The 21,735-nt window shown below is 45.9% G+C and carries 13 protein-coding genes; 8 read left to right on the top strand and 5 right to left on the bottom strand.

Going from position 1 to position 21,735, the window contains the following annotated elements; translation table 11 throughout:
- The first annotated feature begins 619 nt into the window (after positions 1-619).
- Complete coding sequence (locus K4039_RS14840; protein WP_265236038.1) at positions 620-4,651, top strand: zinc-ribbon domain-containing protein; 4,032 nt, start codon at positions 620-622, stop codon at positions 4,649-4,651.
- Positions 4,652-4,786: 135 nt separating this feature from the next.
- Here the strand turns inward: K4039_RS14840 and guaA are convergent, their stop codons facing one another.
- The gene (gene guaA / locus K4039_RS14835) at positions 4,787-6,400 is read right to left on the bottom strand and encodes a glutamine-hydrolyzing GMP synthase (RefSeq protein WP_321161612.1); all 1,614 of its coding nucleotides are present in this window, start codon (positions 6,398-6,400) and stop codon (positions 4,787-4,789) included.
- Positions 6,401-6,732: 332 nt separating this feature from the next.
- Positions 6,733-7,884 carry a cobalt-precorrin-5B (C(1))-methyltransferase CbiD gene (gene cbiD, locus K4039_RS14830; RefSeq protein ID WP_265236036.1) on the bottom strand — a complete coding sequence of 384 codons (1,152 nt, stop codon included), beginning with the start codon at positions 7,882-7,884 and terminating at the stop codon, positions 6,733-6,735.
- Between the two features lie 636 nt (positions 7,885-8,520).
- Between cbiD and K4039_RS14825 the strand changes: the two genes are divergently transcribed.
- Positions 8,521-9,951: an MFS transporter gene (locus K4039_RS14825; RefSeq protein WP_265236034.1), complete on the top strand. Its 1,431-nt coding sequence runs from the start codon at positions 8,521-8,523 to the stop codon at positions 9,949-9,951.
- Between the two features lie 229 nt (positions 9,952-10,180).
- On the opposite strand, the gene rpsD is transcribed toward K4039_RS14825, so the two are convergent.
- Both rpsD and K4039_RS14815 read right to left on the bottom strand, forming a co-directional pair.
- The gene (gene rpsD, locus K4039_RS14820; RefSeq protein ID WP_265236032.1) at positions 10,181-10,789 is read right to left on the bottom strand and encodes a 30S ribosomal protein S4; all 609 of its coding nucleotides are present in this window, start codon (positions 10,787-10,789) and stop codon (positions 10,181-10,183) included.
- Between the two features lie 42 nt (positions 10,790-10,831).
- Positions 10,832-10,987 (bottom strand): hypothetical protein, encoded by a 156-nt coding sequence (locus K4039_RS14815; protein ID WP_265236030.1) that lies wholly within the window; start codon positions 10,985-10,987, stop codon positions 10,832-10,834.
- Between K4039_RS14815 and K4039_RS14810 the strand changes: the two genes are divergently transcribed.
- Together K4039_RS14810 and K4039_RS14805 are read left to right on the top strand one after the other, a co-directional pair.
- Entirely contained in the window at positions 10,986-11,594 is a 609-nt protein-coding gene (locus K4039_RS14810; RefSeq protein ID WP_265236028.1) for a hypothetical protein, read from the top strand. The genes K4039_RS14815 and K4039_RS14810 overlap by 2 nt on opposite strands.
- Positions 11,595-11,913: 319 nt before the next feature.
- Entirely contained in the window at positions 11,914-12,261 is a 348-nt protein-coding gene (locus K4039_RS14805) for a rhodanese-like domain-containing protein (RefSeq protein WP_265236026.1), read from the top strand.
- A gap of 65 nt (positions 12,262-12,326) precedes the next feature.
- Here the strand turns inward: K4039_RS14805 and K4039_RS14800 are convergent, their stop codons facing one another.
- Positions 12,327-14,051: an AAA-like domain-containing protein gene (locus tag K4039_RS14800; protein WP_265236024.1), complete on the bottom strand. Its 1,725-nt coding sequence runs from the start codon at positions 14,049-14,051 to the stop codon at positions 12,327-12,329.
- Positions 14,052-14,349: 298 nt separating this feature from the next.
- Between K4039_RS14800 and metK the strand changes: the two genes are divergently transcribed.
- The 4 genes from metK to K4039_RS14780 all read left to right on the top strand — a co-directional run bounded on the left by metK (position 14,350) and on the right by K4039_RS14780 (position 21,731).
- Positions 14,350-15,612: a methionine adenosyltransferase gene (gene metK, locus K4039_RS14795; protein ID WP_265236023.1), complete on the top strand. Its 1,263-nt coding sequence runs from the start codon at positions 14,350-14,352 to the stop codon at positions 15,610-15,612.
- Between the two features lie 122 nt (positions 15,613-15,734).
- Complete coding sequence (locus tag K4039_RS14790; protein WP_265236021.1) at positions 15,735-16,901, top strand: glycoside hydrolase family 10 protein; 1,167 nt, start codon at positions 15,735-15,737, stop codon at positions 16,899-16,901.
- Between the two features lie 331 nt (positions 16,902-17,232).
- Positions 17,233-19,140, top strand: a complete 1,908-nt coding sequence (locus K4039_RS14785; RefSeq protein WP_265236019.1) for a HEAT repeat domain-containing protein — start codon at positions 17,233-17,235, stop codon at positions 19,138-19,140.
- Positions 19,141-19,715: 575 nt separating this feature from the next.
- On the top strand, positions 19,716-21,731 hold the full coding sequence (locus tag K4039_RS14780; RefSeq protein ID WP_265236017.1) for a HAMP domain-containing sensor histidine kinase: 2,016 nt from the start codon (positions 19,716-19,718) through the stop codon (positions 21,729-21,731).
- Positions 21,732-21,735 lie beyond the last annotated feature (4 nt).

The raw sequence follows: 21,735 nt of genomic DNA, 5'->3' as shown, positions 1-21,735 counted from the left end.
CAAGCAGCCTGCTGCTGTGGGAAAATGAATAGATAGAACCACAAAATCGATCGACTTGGCCTTAATTGTTGGCTAAATTGTACAGGATATCCGTAGGGACACGGCATTGCCGTGTCCGGCGCAGGGTTCTGGGACTTTTAAGGATAACTGATTAATGATAATTGGTTCCCAGGCAAAGCGCCTGGTAACGAGTAAAAAATGCTTTGCTTCAGCGGTACTGTCGGTCTAGTCGAAGATCAACCATCGGAAAGTAATCTTTCACAAGCACTTGGCGACGGTGAAACTTAGGAAGTTGTCATTGCAACCACCTCCGGGTCAATTGTTGATTTATTTGCTATGGAAGGTTCCGGTAAATTGAAAAAGGGGGAAACTGCTAGGGTTTGTGGCCTGCCCGTAGGTCGTGCGGAAGTCACGAATGCCGTCGGCGGTAAGTTCACCCATCTAACTTTGGTAAGTTTCATCCCATAACCAAGTCTAAATCACCAACCGCATCAGTCCTGGATCAATCACTTCCCGTTAGTCTAAAATCTCCTGATTTGTTTTTGGGCTATACTCAACATATATTCCGCATTTGCCTATAAAATAGTACAGAAGCACCTCTAATTATTCAGGTTGAACTATGGATGATGCGTACAATATCCGAGAGGCTACAAAGGGGTTGGGTAGGATACAGAAATTCATTCTTCAATCGCTATATTTATCCTCTGAACCCATCAAAAAATTTACTTCTGTCAAAAGCACATTACTCAATCTTCAGGATAGAGGTCTTGTTCAATTAAAAGATAATCAGGTTTCTCTAACCGATTTGGGGCAGGCTGTTTGTCAAATTTGGCAAGGGCAGAATGATGATGGAAGAGTAGATTTTTCACCAGAAGCAGAAAGTGAAAGCAAAAAAGAATCATCTAAATTAACTAAAATTAGAGAAGAAAAACTTGAGAAAAGTAATCAGTTTATCGAACTCTACAAACAAGGACTCAGTTATCAAGAGATAGGTGATCAGCATGGACTAAGCAGAGAAAGAGTCAGGCAAGTTCTGAATATTAATCCTGCATTCCATGAGTATTTGGAAGAACGCGAGAAAGCGAAAGCCGTTGCTGAACAAGAGAAAGCAGAAAGGTTAAAGCAGGAACTCTATTCACAAACCTTAGCGATACTTTATCCAAAACGAGTTGCAGAACTATGGGATTATGAGAAAAACGGAAATCTTAAACCTGAAGATGTTTTTGCTGGGAGCGTCACCCAATTGATTTGGCTTAAATGCCCTCTTGATCGACACTCTTGGAAAACGAAACCTCACTCTATTAGAAGAAGTTGGGAAGGGAGGGGAACAAGTGGATGCCCAATGTGTGCAGGTAGAAAAAAGAAGGCTGAAAAACAGGCTAGTTTAATAGAAGTTTATCCTGAACTTGTGAGTCAATACTGGGATTACGAAAAAAATAAAGGACTTAATTTAGACCCTGCAACCCTTTCTCTAGGTAGTAATAAAAAAGTTTGGTTTAAATGTCCTCATGATGGAAATGAATGGCAGGCAATTGTTGGCTCCACAATCAATCAACAGTGGTCAAAGGGTAATGCTGGATGCCGAGTATGTAATGGTACTAATGAAAGAAAGCGAGGGGAATGGGGTAAAGCAAATCTTATTGGGATTGAATTTCCTGATGAAGTTGCTAAATATTGGTTTTATGAAGCCAATAATGAGCTAGGAGTCGATCCGAGTAAATTAACAATTGGATCGAGGAAAGAAGCTTTTTTTAAATGTCCTATTGATGGTCATGAGTGGGTAGCAACAATCACTGCGATCACAAAAGGATCTTGGAAAAAAGGAAATAGCGGTTGTCCAGCCTGTAGAGGATTAATTGCCACTGAAACTACTTCATTAATTGCTCTATATCCTGACTATGTTGCTCAGTATTGGGACTATGAAAAAAATAATCAACTTGGTTTAGCTCCAACAGCATTAACGAAGGGTTCTCAACAAGAAGCATGGTTTAAATGTCCTATAGATGGATATGAGTGGAAGACTAAAATAGGCAGCATTACTAGGGCTTCATGGAGATTGAGTAACAGTGGATGCGCTCGTTGTTTTGGCTGGTCTTTAGAAGCAATTCGTCAGTTTGTTGCTAGCTTAGAAGTTTATATTCCCAATCTAACCCAAGCAGAACTATATAAAATATTTGAACAATCAGGTGTTTTAGATACAACGAATACTGAGGGACTTAAAATTATCAAAAACATCATCAGGGGTAAGCTTTCCGGGCAAAAGCTTCGAGATGTAATTCAATTTAAGGAAATCCAAATATCTGAGGTTGAGAGTGGCTCAAATGATGATTTCAAAGCTGATACTGAACTAAAAATCGTTAATGAGGGATCTCAAAGTTTTGTAATAAATAGTGATTTGCCAGAACAGCTTGATGAATCTAATGAACTGCCAAGGGTAAAAGTCCAGAAAAGCCTAGAATTTCTCAGTAGTAAAATTGTTGCTTCAGCAGATAAAGAGGCAGTTGATTTCTTTATCGCGTCTAAGCTTAATCGAATTTGGGCAGAAGTTTTTGAGGATGAATCTGCTGTTGAAGGTGTAGAAGCTTTTACCGAGGAGGGTTATGGTCATCAGGTGAGAGATCAATTTCTTGACGAATATAACCAGGCACGAGATATGTCAATTCCATCAGGTTGGGCATTCCGAGTTGATGGCAAAATTACCTCTCCCAACCTAATGCAAAAATTGTCTGCGGTACGATTACGCAGTCAGCAGCGAATGTTAAACCTTTCATTGACTGGAACAGGTAAAACAATTGGTGGTATTCTTAGCAGCCGGATTATTGATGCCCATCTCACAATCATCATCTGTCCATTAGACACAATTCCCAACTGGCATGGAGAAATCAAGCACACTTTTCCAGATAGTCGAGTAACAATCAAAAATTTTAATCCTCATTGGTTAAATATTGAGGAGGGACATCACTACATTTTGCTGAATCATGAAATGTTCCAGCAACCCTCAACACCTGCTCACATTCGACAACTGCTAGACCAATACAAAATTGATCTTATCATTGTGGATGAGATTCATCGTTGTAAACAGCGTGGTGACGATCCATCCAAACGGCGGCAAATGGTTCTTGCGCTAATTACTAATGCAGCAGAAAATAATCCTGATCTTCATGTGCTTGGAATGAGCGCAACTCCTGTTATTAACAACCTAAAAGAAGGTAAAAGTTTGGTTGAATTAGTGACAGGATTAGAACGATCTGATTTAGGTGAAACAGCTACACTTAATAACTGTATGCGACTGCATCAGGCATTTGTGACTCTGGGAATTCGTTCCAGAGTCAAACCCAAAATCAAAATCAATAGGGATACACTTTTAGTTGATTGCACTCACTTAGTTGATGAAATTCGGCAAGAAGGTACATCTATTTTAAAAATGGAACAGATCCTTACTCGTGCTAGAATTCCAGCAATTCTCAAGGAACTCCGTCCCAAAACTATCGTTTATACCCATTATGTTGATGGTATTGTTGATCAGCTAAAAGAGGCAATAGAGGCAGAAGGATGGACTGTCGGTTTTCACATGGGGGGAGATAAAAGTGGCCGTAACAATTTTATTGATGGCTCTACAGATATTTTGATTGCTAGTAGTGCAATGGCTACTGGTGTCGATGGATTTCAACGAGTTTGCGATCGCCTAATTATAAACATTCCACCTTGGACAAGTGCCGAACTAGAGCAGTTAGAAGGGCGATTGAATCGTCAGGGACAAGTTCACGATACTCTCACAATCCTTATGCCTGTAACTTATGGTTTAGATGATGGAGAACACTGGAGTTGGGATGAGGGGCGATTAGCTAGGCTACAAAATAAACAGACGGTTGCTGATGCTGCGGTTGATGGTGTAATGCCTGAAGGTCAGCTACGCAGCGAATCTCAAGCATTTCGAGATCTACGGCAGTGGTTAGAACGATTGAAGACAGGTGAACAAAAATCAATTATTCGCCCTAGAATCTTTGTTCCACTTCCAGATATTGATCCTGTAGATGTCCAGCGACGGAATCTTCAGTACGGTGATTTTAGCCGGATGAATGCTCGTTGGAATAATAGTTACAGTCACACTACCTATAAACGCTTACAAGCTAATCCAGAGGAGTGGATGCAGTACCATACCCTTTATCAAGAAGCTCGAAAAACCTGGTCAGTTATTCCTTACGAGGAAGCTATCAAGTGGCTTCAGAAGCGCTCTGATTTAATTATAGCTGATTTGGGTTGTGGGGAAGGGCAGATAGCTAAAGCTCTTGTTGGTAAGCATACAGTTCATAACTTTGATTTCATTGCTATTAATGATTCAGTCATCGAGTGTGATATAGCTCGTGTTCCTTTAGAGGATAGCTGTCTCGACGTTGCCATGTTTAATCTATCGCTCATGGGTTTAAACAGTGCTGATTATATTCGAGAAGCAGCCCGTACACTCAAACTTGATGGACAACTTTGGATTTATGAGGTAACGTCCCAGATTAAAGATTTTCAAGGGTTTATTAGGGGGCTTGAATTAGCAGGTTTTAGAATAATTGAAAATACAGAGGTATGGAAATTCTGGTATATTCGAGCAATCAAATCAGAGGAGGTTGAACTATCTCAAATTAGAGTACAACTCTAGTGTACCGAGCGGGCTAACAAATCGTTGTCGCGGAATTTTGAGGGCGGATTTGCAAATTTTGCTTTTCTCATTCAACAGTTCGCAAATCCAGCAGACGGACAAAAGAATTGTCCGCCCACCCGCCCTAACTAGCAATCATTCCCACTCGATCGTACCAGGCGGCTTAGAAGTAATATCGTAAACCACCCGGTTAACACCCTTAACCTCATTCACAATCCGGTTCGAGATCAATTCCAACAAATCGTATGGAACCCGCGCCCAGTCAGCCGTCATCCCATCTTCGCTCTTAATAAATCGTAGAACGATCGGGTAAGCATACGTCCGCTTGTCGCCCATCACCCCTACACTGCGAATCGGCAGCAAAACTGCAAAAGCTTGCCAAAGTTCGTTGTACAATCCGTGTCGATTGATTTCTTGACGCACAATGAAATCAGCATCCCGCAAAATATTCAGTCTCTCGGCGGTAACTTCTCCCGTAATCCGAATCGCCAATCCAGGGCCGGGGAAAGGTTGTCGGTTGACGATTTCTTCGGGAAGCCCGATCGATCTGCCGACTTTTCGCACCTCATCCTTAAACAACTTTCGCAGCGGTTCGATCAGCTTAAAACACAAATCCTTAGGCAAACCGCCGACGTTGTGGTGGCTTTTGATTTTAACAGCAACTCGCTCGCCGTTTGCTGGGTCTACATTCGTATCAGCCGACTCAATCACATCCGGGTAAAGAGTACCCTGCGCGAGGTAATCGAAGGGGCCAAGGCGCTTCGATTCTTCTTCAAACACACTGATAAATTCGTGGCCGATCCGCTTGCGTTTTACTTCAGGATCGGTAACACCTTCAAGTTGAGCCAAAAAGCGATCGCGAGCTAGAACGTACTGCACCGGAATGTGGAATTCCTCTTGAAACAATTTCACCAACCGTTCCGGTTCGTGCTTTCGCATAAACCCTTGGTCGATAAACATACAGGTAAGTTGGTCGCCGATCGCCTGGTGCAGCAAGAAAGCCAAAGTTGAAGAATCAACCCCGCCAGATAGAGCCAGCAAAACTCGTTGGTCTCCCACTCGGGCGCGGATTTCGCGAATAGTTTCCTCGACAAAAGTAGCCGTCGTCCAAGTCGGTTCGCACTCGCAAATATGGTAAACAAAATTGCGAATCAAAGCTTGTCCGCCGATCGAGTGAACCACTTCTGGGTGAAACTGCACCCCGTACAAACTTTTCTCGTGGTTAGCAACAGCAGCAGACGGAGTATTATCCGTGTGAGCGAGGATCTCAAAACCCGCCGGCAACTCGGTACAGGAATCTCCGTGGCTCATCCACATCGTGGCGCCTTCTTCGACATTTGTCAGCAAATCCGTAGGATCGTCAATAAATAGCGATGCCTTACCGTATTCAGCTAACTTAGCCCGCTCAACTGTCCCGCCGAGTTGCTTTACCATCAACTGCATCCCGTAGCAGACGCCCAACACCGGTATTCCCAGATTCCAAATTTCCGGGTCGCATTGGGGAGCTTGTTCATCGTATACAGAACTTGGGCCTCCTGAAAGAATAATTCCTTTAGGATTGATAGCTGTTAACTGTTCTGCCGTAGTGCGGTAAGAAATAACTTCTGAATATACTTGAGTTTCGCGAATCCGGCGAGCAATCAGTTCGGAATATTGCGAACCGAAGTCGAGAATCACGATGATCTGGCGGTCTATTAGCCCCAGAGAAGAGTCTGTGAGGTCTGATTCAGTTTCTATTTGAGTAGTCACGGTTATTGCGTAGTTGCTAATTGATAATTTGGCAGAACGTAGCGGAGGTATTTGTCGCCACCTGAGTCGAAGACTGAAGGCGAGCGAGCATTAGTCGCTAGGAATAAATCTTATTTAGACTAGATTGCTGTCAGCGATGTTAGTCGATTAATAGGGCTTACGGCAAGCATATATTTACTGCGAGATTTACTCTAATTAATTGCACTCTTGCATCATAAATTGCGTCAAGTAGCAACCTAGTATAATTAAGATCTAGGGACTGAGAATTATTACTTGTTAAATATTATCCCCGATCGCTCTTTTAAAAAGAATTCAGGGATATTCACACTACATTAACAAATTTGGGTCAGAAATGTATCCCCTATGTCACTTTTAACAATAATTTGGCGATCGCGCCCAAACATCACTGATCCCACGGGGATACGCTGGTTAGTGTGAGTAAAAATGCAATCGGACGATCGCAAGTCGATTTGTCGGGCGATGTCGCCGTAAATTCGATAGACCAAATTGCTGCCAGTTGCCGCATCCACAGCCCGCAGTTGGCCGAGAGCATCTTCGGCTGTCGCCGCGGCAAAAATCGCGGAACACGCATCGGCGGGCATTCCAGCTTGAGCACAATAAGCGGTGAGAATTTCCCTGCGCCCGTCGGCGAGGTGGTGGTGAGTGTGAAAAATCCCCGCCGCCAATTTCATCAATTTACCGTGATAGCCAAACAGCAAAATTGACTGCACGCCCTGACATCCAGCCTCTACCAGTAGCGGGCCCAGCCAGTTAGCCGTTTTCACCAGCCGCTGCGGATTGATGCCCAATTTCCGCGCCAAATCCAAGCCATTTTCGCCGATGCAGAAGACTAAACAGTCAAACAATTCGGCTTTTTGTTGCAGTTGTTCGCGATAAACTTCCAACTGTCCGGGGGCACTCAGCGGTTGAGAAATCCCAGTTGTACCCAGCAGGGAAAGTCCTTCTACGACACCGAAAGCTTCGTTAGAAGTGCGGGTGGCTAGTTGCCGCCCAGACGGCAGAATTAGGGTGACAGTGATGTTTTCTCCTGGTGCGAGTTCTCGCCCCAGATTCGATCGCAGCAGCCGCATCGCATAATCATAGATTGCCGCTCCTCCACCCACTGCATGACGCCCTATACCTTCACCGCCGAGAATCACAATCTGCTCCCCCTCTCCCCCTCTCCCCCTCTCCCTCTCTCCCTCTCCCCCTCTGCGCAATTCCACCATTGCCCAAACGGGGGTATTGCGAGTCAGATCGAGGTTGTCTCCCGGCTCCGAGCGAGTCACACCTAAGGCGGTATCTGTTTTCAGTACAGATGCTTGTTCGATCGCAATTTCTGCCGTTATTGGCGGTTCCAGTAAATCTACTGATACGCTATCTACACACTTAGTAGCATCACGCAAGCACCGCAGTGCTGCAAGTGCGGCGGCACAGGCAAATACTGGTAGTGTATACCCGGATAAAGGTTGAGTTTTGGTCACGAAAATTCAGGAATCGGTAAATTAGTCGGCGAGCGACATCATGCACTAGCAGTGATACCCCTTAAGCATTTAAGCTTAATTCTAGGGTTTGCTATTATTATCAGTTAACGTGATTTTTGTCAAGTGATATTTTGTCTTGTCAGTTGCCCTGAAGCAAGGAACAGTTTTTTTGAAGTGCGATCGGCAACTCGATCGTCTTTGATTCTATAGATTTAGCTAACCCTAAAGGTTTGAGAGCCGACTGGAGGCGATCGCGCCAAATTTATTTTGAGCCTTGGGGCGACTTGTTTGACAGAGAATTAGAGCAATTTTTGGCTAAATGTTGCGATCGCTTGCTTGTTAAGCCCTAAAACCTAGGTTTTAGCAGTCACAACGTTTATATCTTCCAAGCGGTCGATGCCACAGCGACCGACGATCAACTATATTAATCATAATTACCCGGAAGTGCCAGTCTCACTTTCAAGCTAACATCTTGAAAGTGGGACTGGCTTTATCTTAATAGGCAAACTCAGCAATTTGTAGTAAAAAAAATAAATTTTATCGACATTTACCGGCGAAAATAATTAAATCTCCAGCAACCCTCAAACTTTTACAAAATAAGAATTGTGCAAATATAAAATCTAAAATTATCTGACTATGGTTGAACCAGTTACAGAGTCAAATAAACATCTATTTATTCAGACTCCTGAAATACTAGAAAAGAAAATATCTCAACTCGTTCTACCTTCACAAACACCTCTCAAATTTTCCAAACAAGATATTAGATTGACGCTCAAAGCCTCAACTATAGAAGGCGTTTTTGCCGCGGTCTTCGAGTCGGCGACTACCGGCCTGCTACTGAGCAACTTCTTGCTGCAACTCGGCGCAAGCAGCGTAGAAATAGGCATATTATCTGCTATTCCGATGCTGGTAAATCTCCTGCAACCATTAGGAGCGTACATCGCCGATCGCACAACTAGCCGCCACTGGTACAACCTAGCGATATTCGGCGTGTCGCGGCTGCTGTGGCTGGTGCTGGTAGTCGCAATTGTTTGGCAGCCTTCCCGCGCCGATCGCCAACAACTGCTCCAGTGGACGCTAGCAACAGTCCTAGCCGCTAGCGCGATCGCAGCTTTTGCCACTTCTAACTGGTTTAGTTGGATGGCTGCGGTGGTTCCTCACCGTTTGCGGGGACGCTATTTTGGCTTTCGCAACAGTGCTACCAGCTTAGTTGCTTTACTGGGAGTACCACTAATGGGACTGTTCGTGTCAGCCTGGGATTCCCACCCAATTTTGGGCTATGGTGTTGTTTTATTTTTGGGTGTTGTGGCGGGAATGATTAGTTTGGGGTATCAATTCTTGATGGTTGATGTGAATCCGCAGACATACCGAAAAGATGCAGAGAGCGATCGACTCCCAGAGAAAAAAGAAAAGCAATTAACAGATTTTGTGCCTTCAGTGCTGAAAGATTCTAATTTCTTAATGTTTATTCTTTACTTTAGCGTGTGGACATTTGCAGTTAATCTGAGCGCGCCTTTTTTTAATATCTACCTGTTGAAAGATTTAAGCTTAGATGTGAGTTTGGTCACGATTTATTGCAGCTTGAGTTCCGCAGCAAATCTGCTGCTGCTGATGTTTTGGGGCAAGTTAGCCGATCGCTGGGGAAATCGCCCGTTGTTGATTGCGGTGGGGCTGGTGGTGGCTGTAACGCCTTTGCTGTGGCTGGGTACGGGCAATTACCCGTTTGCGGTGTGGGTGTGGCTGCCGCTGCTGCACTTGCTGGGGGGAACGACTTTAGGGGCGATCGGGCTTTGTACTAACAATATTCAAATGGAGATCGCGTCGATCGAACAACCATCGACTTATTTTGCGATCGCCGCAGCAGTTTCGGGATTAGCTGGGGCTTTGGGAACTACCACCGGAGGCTTTCTTGCCGAACTTCCCGGCATGAGTTTGGGGGCACTGTTTGCCCTTTCGGCTGCTGTGCGGCTGGTGGGATTGCTGCCTTTGATTTTGGTACGAGAACCCCGCAGTGTGTCGCTGAGGTCGATCGTCCCCACTTTTGGACTTTTCAAATTAAACGATTAACGGCCAACGATTAACCATTAACAGTTAATCATTGACCGTTGAAAAGCTTTTTTCAGCCTTCAGCATAGCTGTTTCTAAAAAATTAGTCCTTAGTCCTTAGTCCTCACTATTCAGTAACAATTAACTAATAACTAGGGACAAACCCAATTATTGATTTTTTGCTAGCAACTAACTGATGACTAATAAGGTTTGCGTGCGAGCGAGGACGCTCGCACTAATGACTAATAAATTAAGCTTGCCGCGAGTAGTATTCCACAACTAGCAGTTCGTTAATCTGAAGAGCAATCCACTCACGTTCGACAATGCCGTTAACTTTGCCAACCATTTTTTGCTTATCAAATTCCAAGTGACTGGGCAAGTTAGCCAAGCCTGGATCTTTGAGATTAGCTTCAACCATCGTGCGCGATCGCTCTCTGTTTTTCACTGCAATCACTTCACCAGGCTTGCACTGATAGCTGGCGATGTTCACTTCACGATCGTTAACAGTGATGTGACCGTGATTTACCAATTGTCTAGCGGACGGAATGGTTGGAGCCATTCCCATCCGAAACACAGTATTGTCCAAGCGCATTTCCAAGAATTGCAGTAACACTTGACCTGTGGAGCCGGTGACACGGCGGGCTTTGCGGACGTAACGGAGCAGTTGGCGTTCCGTCACACCGTAATTGAAACGGAGTTTTTGCTTCTCCTGCAATCGAACCGCGTACTCAGAGAGCTTTTTGCGGTTTTGACCATGCTGCCCAGGCGGATAATCCCGTCTGGGAGTTTTCCGGGTTAGACCCGGCAACTCTTTCAGGCGACGGACGATTCTTAATCGGGGGCCTCGATATCGAGACATTTATTTTCCTCTCTAATTTCTGTATGCAATTTTATGCAGACTCTATATTATATGTTGGTAACGGTGAAAATTTGCACAAAAATCGATAAAAAAAATCGATCGACCGCAGCCATCCGTAATGTGCGGTAAATTTTGAAGTAAAAGCCGATCGCGCGATCGACCCAACCAGCCCAAAAAACTCACAAATCGAGCTGCCATGCACAACCCCAATTTTTTCCGCACTGCTTCCCCAAAGCCAGCACCGCGCTGGATGTTGGCTCTCGGCACTCCCCTAGTCGCGCTGAGTTTGTTAGCAGCAGCACTGCCAATCTCGCCAGCATCAGCGATCACTCTGAGATTCCCTCGCACTCAAAATCCCTATCGCGTCTGCGCTAAGGAACTAATCGAAGCCGGAGTCGGGGCCGAGGCAGCAGCAGCAGCTTGTGCCGACGCCCTCCACCCCCGCGATATATCTCGATGCACCCTCCAAATCAACCGCAAAACCAATATTTCTGGCCTCGAAGCGCTCTCTAGCTGTCGGCAGGTGAGACGCCCCGACGAATTGACTACTTGCGTGGTGAATATTAACAGTAAAACTAAAACTCAACCTGCTGCTGCCCTGTTAACGCTTGATGGGTGCCGCCGCAGTTTATTGCCAGAAGTGTTTGCTGAATGTGTAGTCGGGTTGAGCGGCAGGCTCGACTTTCCCACGGACAGGTTAATTGCCAGTTGTCTCGATCCCAGGGGCACAGTCAGCCAGTTGGACGGGCGTCCTGCACCGACGCCTCCTATGGAGCTAATGCCACCGCCTTCGCGGCTCAATTAATTAGTTATGGGTAATTGGGAATTGGGAATTGGGAATTGCTAATTGCTAATTGGTAATTGTTGTGAGTACGACCGTCCTCACAACAATCTGTGGACGCACTTGCGACCTCAGAAACCCGGTTTCTACGAGTTTTCTCGTGAATGGACGTAAAACTCCTAGAAACCGGGTTTATAGCTCCTATTCGTCATCCATGAAACTGTCCGAAGAGTTGACTGTTAACTGTTAACTGATTCAGGACGAATGACCAATGACCAATGACTAATGACCAATGACTAATGACCAATGAATAATGACCAATGACTTCTTTTTTTATAATCAAATGTCAGAAATGTTTGCTCAAATTACAGTCGAAGAATTAGGTCGCTATTTAGCAGAAACCAATGCTGATAAATTGCAGCTTGTAGACGTGCGGGAACCTGATGAAATTGAACTCGCGGCGCTACCGGGATTTGTAGCTTTTCCTCTGAGCGAGTTTGCCGAATGGTCTGGTGAAATTGACGATCGACTAAACCGCGACACAGAAACCCTAGTTCTGTGCCATCATGGAGTGCGATCGGCTCAAATGTGTCACTGGTTGAGCGATCGAGGATTTACCAACGTTAAAAATATCGTTGGCGGGATCGATGCTTACTCAATGGTAGTCGATCGCACCATCCCCCGCTATTGAAAAATTCTTGAGTCGGCGTCCGGCGGACTTCGTTTGTATAGTAGCGGTTTCAACCGCCGAGTAGCTCAATTAACAGCAGCAAATCGAAAATTTAAAAGCGTGCTCATAGTCAATCGATCGCGCCCGTGCCTTTTCGAGTCGTAAAGAGCCTCATCAGCCGCCAGTACCAGCGTTGCTGCATCATTTTCCGGCCCCGGAACAACGCTGGCAATTCCCAAACTAATTGTCACCACAGAATTAGGCAAACAGTCAACACTCTCCGGGTTAAAAACAATATTCACAGCTTTAACTTTGGTTCTAATATGTTCGGCAACCAACAGAGCACCCGCCGCATCAGTTTGAGGTAAAATCACAGCAAACTCCTCGCCACCGTAGCGAGCGGCTACATCAGCGGGACGCTGGAGGGCTCGGCGAATTGCTTGAGCAACCGATCGCAAACAACTATCTCCAGCTTGATGTCCGTAGGTATCATTATATATTTTGAAATAATCGATGTCGCACAAAATTAAAGATATTGGAGAGCCATCGCGAGCATTATGTTTCCATTCTGCTCGCAAGCAACTGTCAAAATGCCGTCTGTTGCCAATTTGAGTAAGTTCGTCCACATTCACCAAAGCTAGCAGCCTTTCATTTTCTTGCTGCAACTCCTCCCAACCAACAGCCGAGAAACTGTCCTCGCACAAATTTTGGTCTTGAAAATACAGGCGATACAATTCGCAAGACAAACTACAGTTATTTCCCTCTAATTTGACAAGTCCCATGCTGTCTAACTGATAGGCCATCAAAGGTTCGAGGTGAATGCTATTTTTAGTATCAAGAACTTGTTGGAAGGCGGCGGCGAGTTCGGGATTCTGTTGAATCGCGATCGACTGATTTCGCAAGTAGTCGCTATAAATGCCGCTTTGAGTAGGAGCTGTTTTTAATAGTTGTTCCAACTCGGCTCGCCCCAGTTCCTCCCCAGACTCATGTTCCGCAACCGACAGGCGGTTTTCCTGCAAAATTGCCAGGTGATACAGCGCTAAATGCACTAAATAAGGATGACCGCCTACCATTTGCATTAATTGCTCAATCGGATAGCTATCGCTCCAGTTCAGTCCGTGCCTGCGCGCCAAATCTTCGACTTGTTCAGTAGTAAATTGGGAGAGTTTAATCGGCAGTCCTACATTGAATGGAGATTGATTTAGACTCAAAGCAATATAAATTTCTGTCGAGTGAATGACCACAATTCGCAGTTTTTCCCAGGTTTCGCTCTGTCGTGCTTGTTCGTACCAAAAACGGAGCAGTGGCAGGAATTCTTGAGCAATTTTGGCGCGTTCAAATACTCGGTTTACTTCGTTGAGTACCAAGACAAGGGGACTGTCAATTTGTTCGAGCAAATAGTTTTCAAAGTAAAGAGAGCAGCTTACTTTGCTCCCCATATCTTCATCCCAGAATTCATCGAGATTTGGTTCGAGTTTGAGTTGGCGAGCGACATTGACACACAGCCAGCGCAAAAATTTATCTAAAGTAGCAAAAACTGCTTCGTCGGCTTGCTGAAAGTCTACAGTGACTGTGCGGTATCCGCGATCGACCGCCGCGTTAATTATCCGCAGCATCAGCGAACTTTTGCCCATTTTTCTGGGAGCTTTAATCCGAATTAGACTCCCTGGCTTGCCAATTTCTGCGCAAGCTCTGGCTTCGGCGGGCGATCGATTGATATAAAATCGAGAGTCAAGCGGTATTGGGCCGCCGGGAAATTCTAAGTCTGCAACCGTTTGGATTAAATTTGGTGATTTTTCGATTCCTGCCATAGTGCATCCGCGAGGCGATACCCTGACTGTATCTTACCTTTCTAGGGTTAGGGGGGTGCAGGATCGCAGTCAAAGTTCGATCGACAATCCTACACAATCTCAGTTTTTCGGGACTTCCCGGAACTGAGTTTGCTATAGTAGTGTCACTTTAGCTAATCTCAAACCCTGCTTAAACTCGCACCAGACAGACACAAATTTTTCGGCGACCGAGACGCGATGATTCTGCGCCTCTACGTGAAAAATCAGTCGTCTGTCGCCAATGTCGCAGGATTCACACCAATCAAAGGAGAAATAATCATTGTCACGCCGCTACCTGTTTACCTCTGAATCTGTTACTGAAGGCCATCCCGATAAAATCTGCGATCAAATTTCAGATACAATCTTAGATGCCTTACTGACTGAAGACCCTAAAAGCCGCGTGGCTGCCGAAGTTGTCGTCAATACGGGCTTGATGCTGCTGACGGGCGAAATTACCACTAAAGCTCACGTAAATTACATAGAGTTGGCGCGGAAAAAAATAGCCGATATTGGCTATATCCACCCTGACAACGGATTTTCTGCTAATAGCTGCTCAGTGTTGGTGGCTCTTGACTCTCAATCTCCCGATATTGCCCAAGGGGTGAATACGGCTCATGAAAGTCGGGAACAATCCAGTGAAGAGGAGTTGGATGCCATTGGTGCTGGGGATCAAGGTTTGATGTTCGGCTTTGCTTGCAACGAAACGCCGGAATTGATGCCTCTGCCGATTAGTTTAGCGCACCGGATTTGCCGTCAATTGGCCGCAGTCCGCAAAACTGGTCAATTGCCTTACCTGCGTCCCGATGGCAAAAGCCAAGTTACCGTAAGTTACGAAGATGGGAAACCCGTTGGTATTGATACGATCTTAATTTCTACGCAGCACACTGAGGCGATCGGCGATATCACTGATACAGCCGCAGTTCAAGCCAAGATTAAAGCAGATCTTTGGACTGCTGTCGTCCAACCCGTGTTTGCCGATATTAGCATCAAGCCAGATGCAGAAACTCGTTTCCTTGTCAACCCCACTGGCAAATTTGTCGTCGGCGGGCCTCAAGGAGATTCGGGTTTGACTGGCCGCAAAATTATTGTGGATACCTACGGCGGCTATTCCCGTCACGGCGGCGGTGCTTTTTCGGGCAAAGACCCCACGAAGGTAGACCGCAGCGCGGCTTATGCTTGTCGCTATGTTGCTAAAAATATCGTGGCTGCTGGTTTGGCCGAAAAGTGTGAAGTGCAGTTGAGTTATGCGATCGGCGTAGCGCGGCCTGTTAGCATGATGATCGAAACTTTTGGCACTGGAACAGTTGATGACGATCGCCTTTTGGAAGTTGTGAAGCAGCATTTTGAACTGCGTCCGGCGGGAATCATTCAGGCATTTAATTTGCAGAATTTGCCTGCTGAAAGAGGCGGTCGTTTCTATCAAGATGTGGCGGCTTACGGTCACTTCGGACGCACTGATTTAGACTTGCCTTGGGAGCAAACTGATAAGGCCGAGCTTTTGAAGGAAGCCTTGAGCCAGCAGTTGTCTGGAGTAGCTGGATAGTAAAATTTCAGGGGCGGGCTCTTCGGCCCACCCCACAAGAAATTTGATTAATTGTGGAACGGGCTTCTAGCCCGTTGCTAATCATAAAAAATTGTACAAAATCTGGTAAATCATTAGACTCAATGCCATTTTTAGAGCCATTCCAGTCAGTGATTAGCAGTTTCAAATCTTTGTTAAAACAGCAGTTTGCGGTTCCAGTCAACGCAAAAAATCCCATAACGCCAACCACCTTTGATCCTCGCAATCATGGAATTCGCGGCGTTTGGATACCAAGCACCGACTGCAAAGTTCTCACCTCAAAACAGCGAATTGCTGAAGCAATGGAATTTCTCGCCGATACGGGATTTAATACAGTATTTCCTGTAGTTTGGAACCGAGGTTTTACTGCTTATCCTTCTCAAATTATGCGCGAACAATTTGGGGTAGAAATTGACGCACGCTATCAAGGTCGCGACCCTTTAGCAGAATTAATTGTTGAGGCTAATAGAGTTGGTTTAAAAGTTATTCCTTGGTTTGAATACGGATTTGTGAGTTCTTACAATCTCAACGGCGGTCATTTGCTGGCAAAGAAACCTGAGTGGGCGGCGCATGATTGCAGCGGCAATTTACTTAAGAAAAATAACTTTGAATGGATGAATTCTCTTGACCCGGAAGTGCAAGATTTTTTGCTGGGGTTGATGCTGGAAGTTGCTAGGAATTATCCGGTAAATGGTGTTCAAGGAGACGATCGCATTGCGCTACCCTGTGAAGGCGGTTATGATGCAAAAACGGTTAAACGCTACCGCCAAGAGTGCGGGAGAGAACCGCCACAGAATCCGAGAGAGCAACATTGGCTGCACTGGCGCGCTGGTATAATTACTGAGTTTGTCGCTCGATTGCACCGAGAATTGAAGGCTATTAATCCTGATTTGTTGCTGTCGATGTCGCCAAGTCCCTATGAATGGGGATTGGTGGAATATTTGCAAGATTCTAAGTCTTGGGTTGACAGAAAGTTGGTCGATATGCTTCACCCGCAGTTTTACCGCCGCGATTTTAACGGTTACAAACAATTGGTCGATCGACTAATTGATCAACAACTTACTGGCGAACAAGTGCATTGCGTGTCGCCCGGTGTTTTGTTGGCGAATCGAGGTAGTAAGTATAGCATGAATCCCGATCTGTTGTTACAAGTAATTGCTTATAACCGTTCTCGTGGCATTCCAGGAGAAGTGCTATTTTTTTACGAAGGTTTGCGCGATCACGATAATGCTTTGGCTGAGGCTTTGAAAAATGGGCCCTATGCGAGGTGAGAGACTGTGGCGGAATCGGGCTGTTTCTGCTTTGCTGCGTTCAACGGTCGATCGATATTTCCAGCCAAATTGGTATAAAATGATATAGCGCGAAGCTCGTCTAGTTAACAGTGCATCTATGCCAAGCAGCCAGCGCTACTAATTGTTAAGCCGATCGCAAAAAAACAGATAATCAATCATTTGGGAGTTGTTAAAATAGTCGAATCCGACATATTTTATAAGTGGTGCAAGTTTTTTTATAAGTTGAGTTTTGTAGTGCAGACTTATTTTTTTATGACAGCGAATTTAAAAGAGCAATCTCACGCGATCGCCAAAATATGAGGATAAATCAATGAACTCAGCAGCAACCCTCATCCAACAGCTACCAGAGCTCAGCGATGCTGAATTCAACCAAAAATATTTGAAACAAAAACAAGGGATGCACAAATTGGCGGCAATATTGCCGCAAGTAAAACAGCAAAGTCTGGCTTTGCGCGCCATAAAATTAGCCCTAAAAGTAAATTTAAAACTCGGCTCGAAGCTAGCAGGAATGGTAAAGCCGGAGTTTCAACTAAAAACAGTAAATTTAATCAAAAAAATTAAAACTTCGCCGCAGCTCAAAATTCAACTGTTGGCACTAACAAATTCCGACATGGCAATTCCGATGCTTGTCAAAGCCTTGAACCACAAAGAAAGTGCAGTGCGCCTTCATGGCATTCGCGCGATCGGACAAATTGGCTCAAGGGTGGCAGTAATTGAATTAACGCAGGTGCTCGAATCGGCAGATTCCCAAGTACAAGCTTGGGCGGCTTGGGCCCTGGGAGAAATTGACTCGAAACCAGCAGCCGCAGCACTGATCGAAGCCCTCAACCACAAAGCCCCCGGAGTTCGCGCCTGGGCGGTTTGGGCCTTGGGTAAAATTAACCCGAAAATAGCTGTCCCCGCCATGCTCAAAGCCCTGAAACACGAAGACGCGGAAGTGCGCTGGCGGGCGGCCGTCAACTGCGGGAAAATCGGCGGATCTGAGATGGTTCCGGGGCTGCTTTGCGCCCTCAGAGACGAAAATCAACTCGTCCGCGCTAGGGCGGCGGCGGCTTTGGGGAAAATTGGCGATCGCGACGCAGTACCCCGCTTAGTAGAATTGCTTCACGATCCTGACTCCTATGCCGTTTCTTTGAGGGCCGCCGAAGCCTTGGGACAAATCGGGACGGAAACGGCTGTGGCTGGGCTGCTGCAAGCCCTCAACCATCAGGACTCAGATGTGCGCGGCAGTGCAGTTTCTGCCTTGGGGGAAATCAGCAGCGAGGTGGCTGCGGTGGCAGTAATGCGATCGCTCTCGGATCGAGACATTTTCGTGCGCGGCAGGGCGGCTGTTGCCTTGGGGAACATCAATACAGCCGGAGATGCTAACTTGCAAAAAATGGTCGCAGCGGGACTGGCGATCGCACGAGGCGACAGTGAATCCTATGTGCGATGGAGAGTTGCTGCTGCTTTGGGGGAAATTGGGACAGACGAGGCTGTCGCAGGTTTGGTGCGGCTGCTGGAAGACGAAACCTCTGGAGTCCGCCAAAAGGCTGTTAAATCCCTCGGTCAAATTGGCTCAACCGCTGCTATTTTAGCTCTGGAAGCAGCTTTAAAGCGCGAATTTGCTGACATTCGCGCCCTAGCAGCCCAATATTTGCCGGATGTCGGCGCTGAGGTAAAAACAGTTTATTTTGAGGAGGAAGTTGCGACGGATTTATCGGGTGAAAAACTGCCGAAAATCCTGATTGCTTCGGAAGCAGAAGCCAGCGAGTATATTATCGATCGCGCTGCGGGGCGGGTTCTCAAATACGTGATCTCGATCAGCAGTCCTGGTGTACCCGAACCCAAAACTTTTCACAAAGTCCCGAACCGACTCCGGCTAGAATTTAATGACCTCGAAACCCCCGTTGACGACCCCGATCGCGTTTTGGCTACCATTGATGATGTACTTCAAATTATTGACTTCGCCCGCCAAATATCGGCGCACCCCGGCCAATTGCTCGTCTGCTGTCGAAGCGGCATCAGCCGTTCAACAGCCGCAGCTTTGACTGTTTTTGCTGCGCTGTTAGGCCGGGGCAAAGAACGGGAAGCTTGGGCCCTGGTACTCGCCGCCAGACCCCAAGCTAGGCCGAATCGCTGGATGGTGGAATTGGCAGATCAAGCTTTGGGTAGAAATGGTAAGTTAGCACTTGCGATCGAATTGACCGCTACAGAGGTCGCAATTGCCAACAGTTAACCCGCAGGAACCCGGTTTCTTTTGGTAAGTCATAAAGTTATACTCAACTTACAAAACTTTGCCTCAGACTTGTCGAAAGTGGGGCAGGGATGCCAAAAGTCGATCGCTCTTAGTGCAAAAGCGCGATCGGCTGCCACATTTATGACATTCTGTGGTAAAAAGTAGTCGGATGCTCAACAAAAACTGTCAAGCAATCGTCGCATTACTGGCAGCAAAACCCCAAAGCTGAGGAATCGGGTGCATTGTCAACAGACAATATCAGCTTTGGGCGAATCACAGGCAAAACACATCAGACAGAATTTTCTGCCTGTAATATTCTATGCAGCAATAATTCACTGCCGGGATAAATATTTAATTTTTTGCCTGCTGGAGACTTTTACCAGTCGAAAAAGTAATTTGGCAACAGCCATCAACAGCCTAATTATCAATTAGACATCAACCGAATTTAAGTTTCTCCTCAAACTCGATCAGAGTTTCAGATACTTTTTCGCAGATGTCTACTGGAAAACAGACAAGCTTTCCCCTTTGAAGAACTTAAGAACGTGGTAGATTTTAACAGAATACAGCGGTTGCATATGTCAAAAATTAACTTGCTCAAAAAAACAGGGAACGAAGCAAGTTTATCGGTTGCTATTTGGGAAGGTAAGAATGAGTTAAATCCAGAGTTAGAACAATTTAACCAGCAGAAAAAACCTGTGGTAACGCCAGAGGTCAACCCAAAACAAAGCAATGTAGGTAAACTAATGAGGCTCTTTGTGTCCGAACAAATTTCTTCTGTAGAAACCCCACATCCCAAAGTATCCATCCATGATTTTTTGAAAAGAGCATCCTTGAAACTCAGCAAAATTTTGCCATCTAACATTGCAGGTTGGCGCATCCATCAAAAAATTGGCGGTGGGTATTTTCTAGCAATAGGAATCGGCTTTATTGGCTCCCTGAGCGGACTGGTGATTGCCGACTTCTACCAAGGAGAAGGATTAAAACAACTCAATGATGCTCACGCACAAGCGCAATTGCTCGGAAATTTTAAAGATGCAGCGCTGGCTGCACAATTGCAGGGAGCACAGCTAGATTCTTTTGTAGATGATTCTGCCAAGCTCCAACTCCAAGAAAAACAGTTTTCCCAGAGTATTCTCAAGGCAAAAAACTTGCGGTTTCGCATAGAAAAGTTTGCTGATAGCCAACCCGCTTGGCTGGCAGCAAAGCCGGAAGTTCTCAAAGGTTTACTGCAAGATTGCACGGAAAATTTAGAATCCTACGCCGATACTCTCAAATCAACTTTGCAGCAAATCCAGCAATCGCAACTCTCGCCTCTGGAGATAGAGTCTGCCCGAAAAATGTTGGCTACAGAAAGCGGAGAAGGTGCAAAAGTGCTCGACAGCCATCTTCAGGAATTGAGCAAAGTCCTCGATATTGCCCAGCAGCAAGAGTGGCAAGGCGGTGTAGTGATGGAGGATGCCCAAGGAATCGAAAAGGGCATCATCATTATTAGTATGCTGCTTTCGGTAGCGATCGCCGGAATTGTGGCTTACCGTACCAGTCGGGCGATCGCCAAACCAGTCATCAGCGTCACCCAGGTAGCCGAACAAGTGGCCGCCGAGTCGAATTTTGATTTGCGAGCACCCGTCACCGGACAAGATGAAATAGGCTCATTAGCTGTGTCTCTCAATCACTTGATCGAGCGAGTTTCAGAACATACAAAAGAATTGGAACAAGCTAAGGAAGAAGCCTTAGCGGCTAGCACTGCTAAAAGCCAGTTTGTCGCCAATATGAGCCACGAGTTGCGGACGCCTTTAAACGCGATTATCGGCTACAGTCAACTACTTTTAGAAGATGCTAAGGATTTCGGATACAAAGATTTTGTTGATGACTTAGATAAGATTGAAAATGCTGGTACGCACTTACTATCTTTGGTTAACGATATCCTCGATTTGTCAAAAATTGAAGCGGGTGGTGTGAAACTCAACATCGGAGAATTTGACATCGAATCGTTGGTTGATCGTGTGGCGTTGACGATGAAATTGTCGGTAGAAAAGAATGGCAATGTTTTAGAAATAGAGTGCGATAATCAAACTGTCGGCACAATGCACGCAGATTTGGCGAAAGTGCAGAAAGTGCTGCTGCATCTGCTGAACAATGCTGCTAAGTTCACCAAAAACGGCAGGATAAAAATCAGCGTCAGCCGCACTGAAGGCACTGGAGAATCGAATGCAGCTAAGCTGTCGGATGTTGACAATTCAATGGCTGCGGGCTGCACTAAATCGAGTTCGATTGCTTGTCCAGGTGCTCATGTTGAAGCATCAGATTGGATTTGCTTTCGAGTTAAAGATACTGGCATTGGAATGTCTGAAGAACAGCAGCACAAATTGTTTGAAGCATTCACCCAAGCTGATGGTTCGGCGACGCGCCAGTACGGCGGCACTGGATTGGGGCTGACAATTAGCCGCAACTACTGTCAGATGATGGGCGGGGAGATTTTGGTGGAAAGTGAGGAGGGCAAAGGGTCTATTTTTACTGTCCGCATACCAGCAGGAAATAGTTCATATAGCCTTTCTCAGAAAGATCAGATACGCGAACGGGATCTGGCATAGGGCA

Origin of the sequence: Lyngbya sp. CCAP 1446/10 (assembly GCF_026130175.1) — a bacterium.
Classification (GTDB): domain Bacteria; phylum Cyanobacteriota; class Cyanobacteriia; order Cyanobacteriales; family Microcoleaceae; genus Microcoleus.
Note: the sequence above shows the minus strand (reverse complement) of the source record. Positions and strands in the feature narration are given on the sequence as shown.

Bases quoted from the DNA above. Each gene is read 5' to 3' on its own strand.
- K4039_RS14840 (WP_265236038.1), top strand. From the start codon at position 620: ATGGATGATGCGTACAATATCCGAGAGGCTACAAAGGGGTTGGGTAGG.
- K4039_RS14825 (WP_265236034.1), top strand. From the start codon at position 8,521: ATGGTTGAACCAGTTACAGAGTCAAATAAACATCTATTTATTCAGACT.
- rpsD (WP_265236032.1), bottom strand. From the start codon at position 10,789: ATGTCTCGATATCGAGGCCCCCGATTAAGAATCGTCCGTCGCCTGAAA.
- K4039_RS14810 (WP_265236028.1), top strand. From the start codon at position 10,986: ATGCACAACCCCAATTTTTTCCGCACTGCTTCCCCAAAGCCAGCACCG.
- K4039_RS14815 (WP_265236030.1), bottom strand. From the start codon at position 10,987: ATGGCAGCTCGATTTGTGAGTTTTTTGGGCTGGTTGGGTCGATCGCGC.
- K4039_RS14805 (WP_265236026.1), top strand. From the start codon at position 11,914: ATGTCAGAAATGTTTGCTCAAATTACAGTCGAAGAATTAGGTCGCTAT.
- K4039_RS14800 (WP_265236024.1), bottom strand. From the start codon at position 14,051: ATGGCAGGAATCGAAAAATCACCAAATTTAATCCAAACGGTTGCAGAC.
- K4039_RS14790 (WP_265236021.1), top strand. From the start codon at position 15,735: ATGCCATTTTTAGAGCCATTCCAGTCAGTGATTAGCAGTTTCAAATCT.
- K4039_RS14785 (WP_265236019.1), top strand. From the start codon at position 17,233: ATGAACTCAGCAGCAACCCTCATCCAACAGCTACCAGAGCTCAGCGAT.
- K4039_RS14780 (WP_265236017.1), top strand. From the start codon at position 19,716: ATGTCAAAAATTAACTTGCTCAAAAAAACAGGGAACGAAGCAAGTTTA.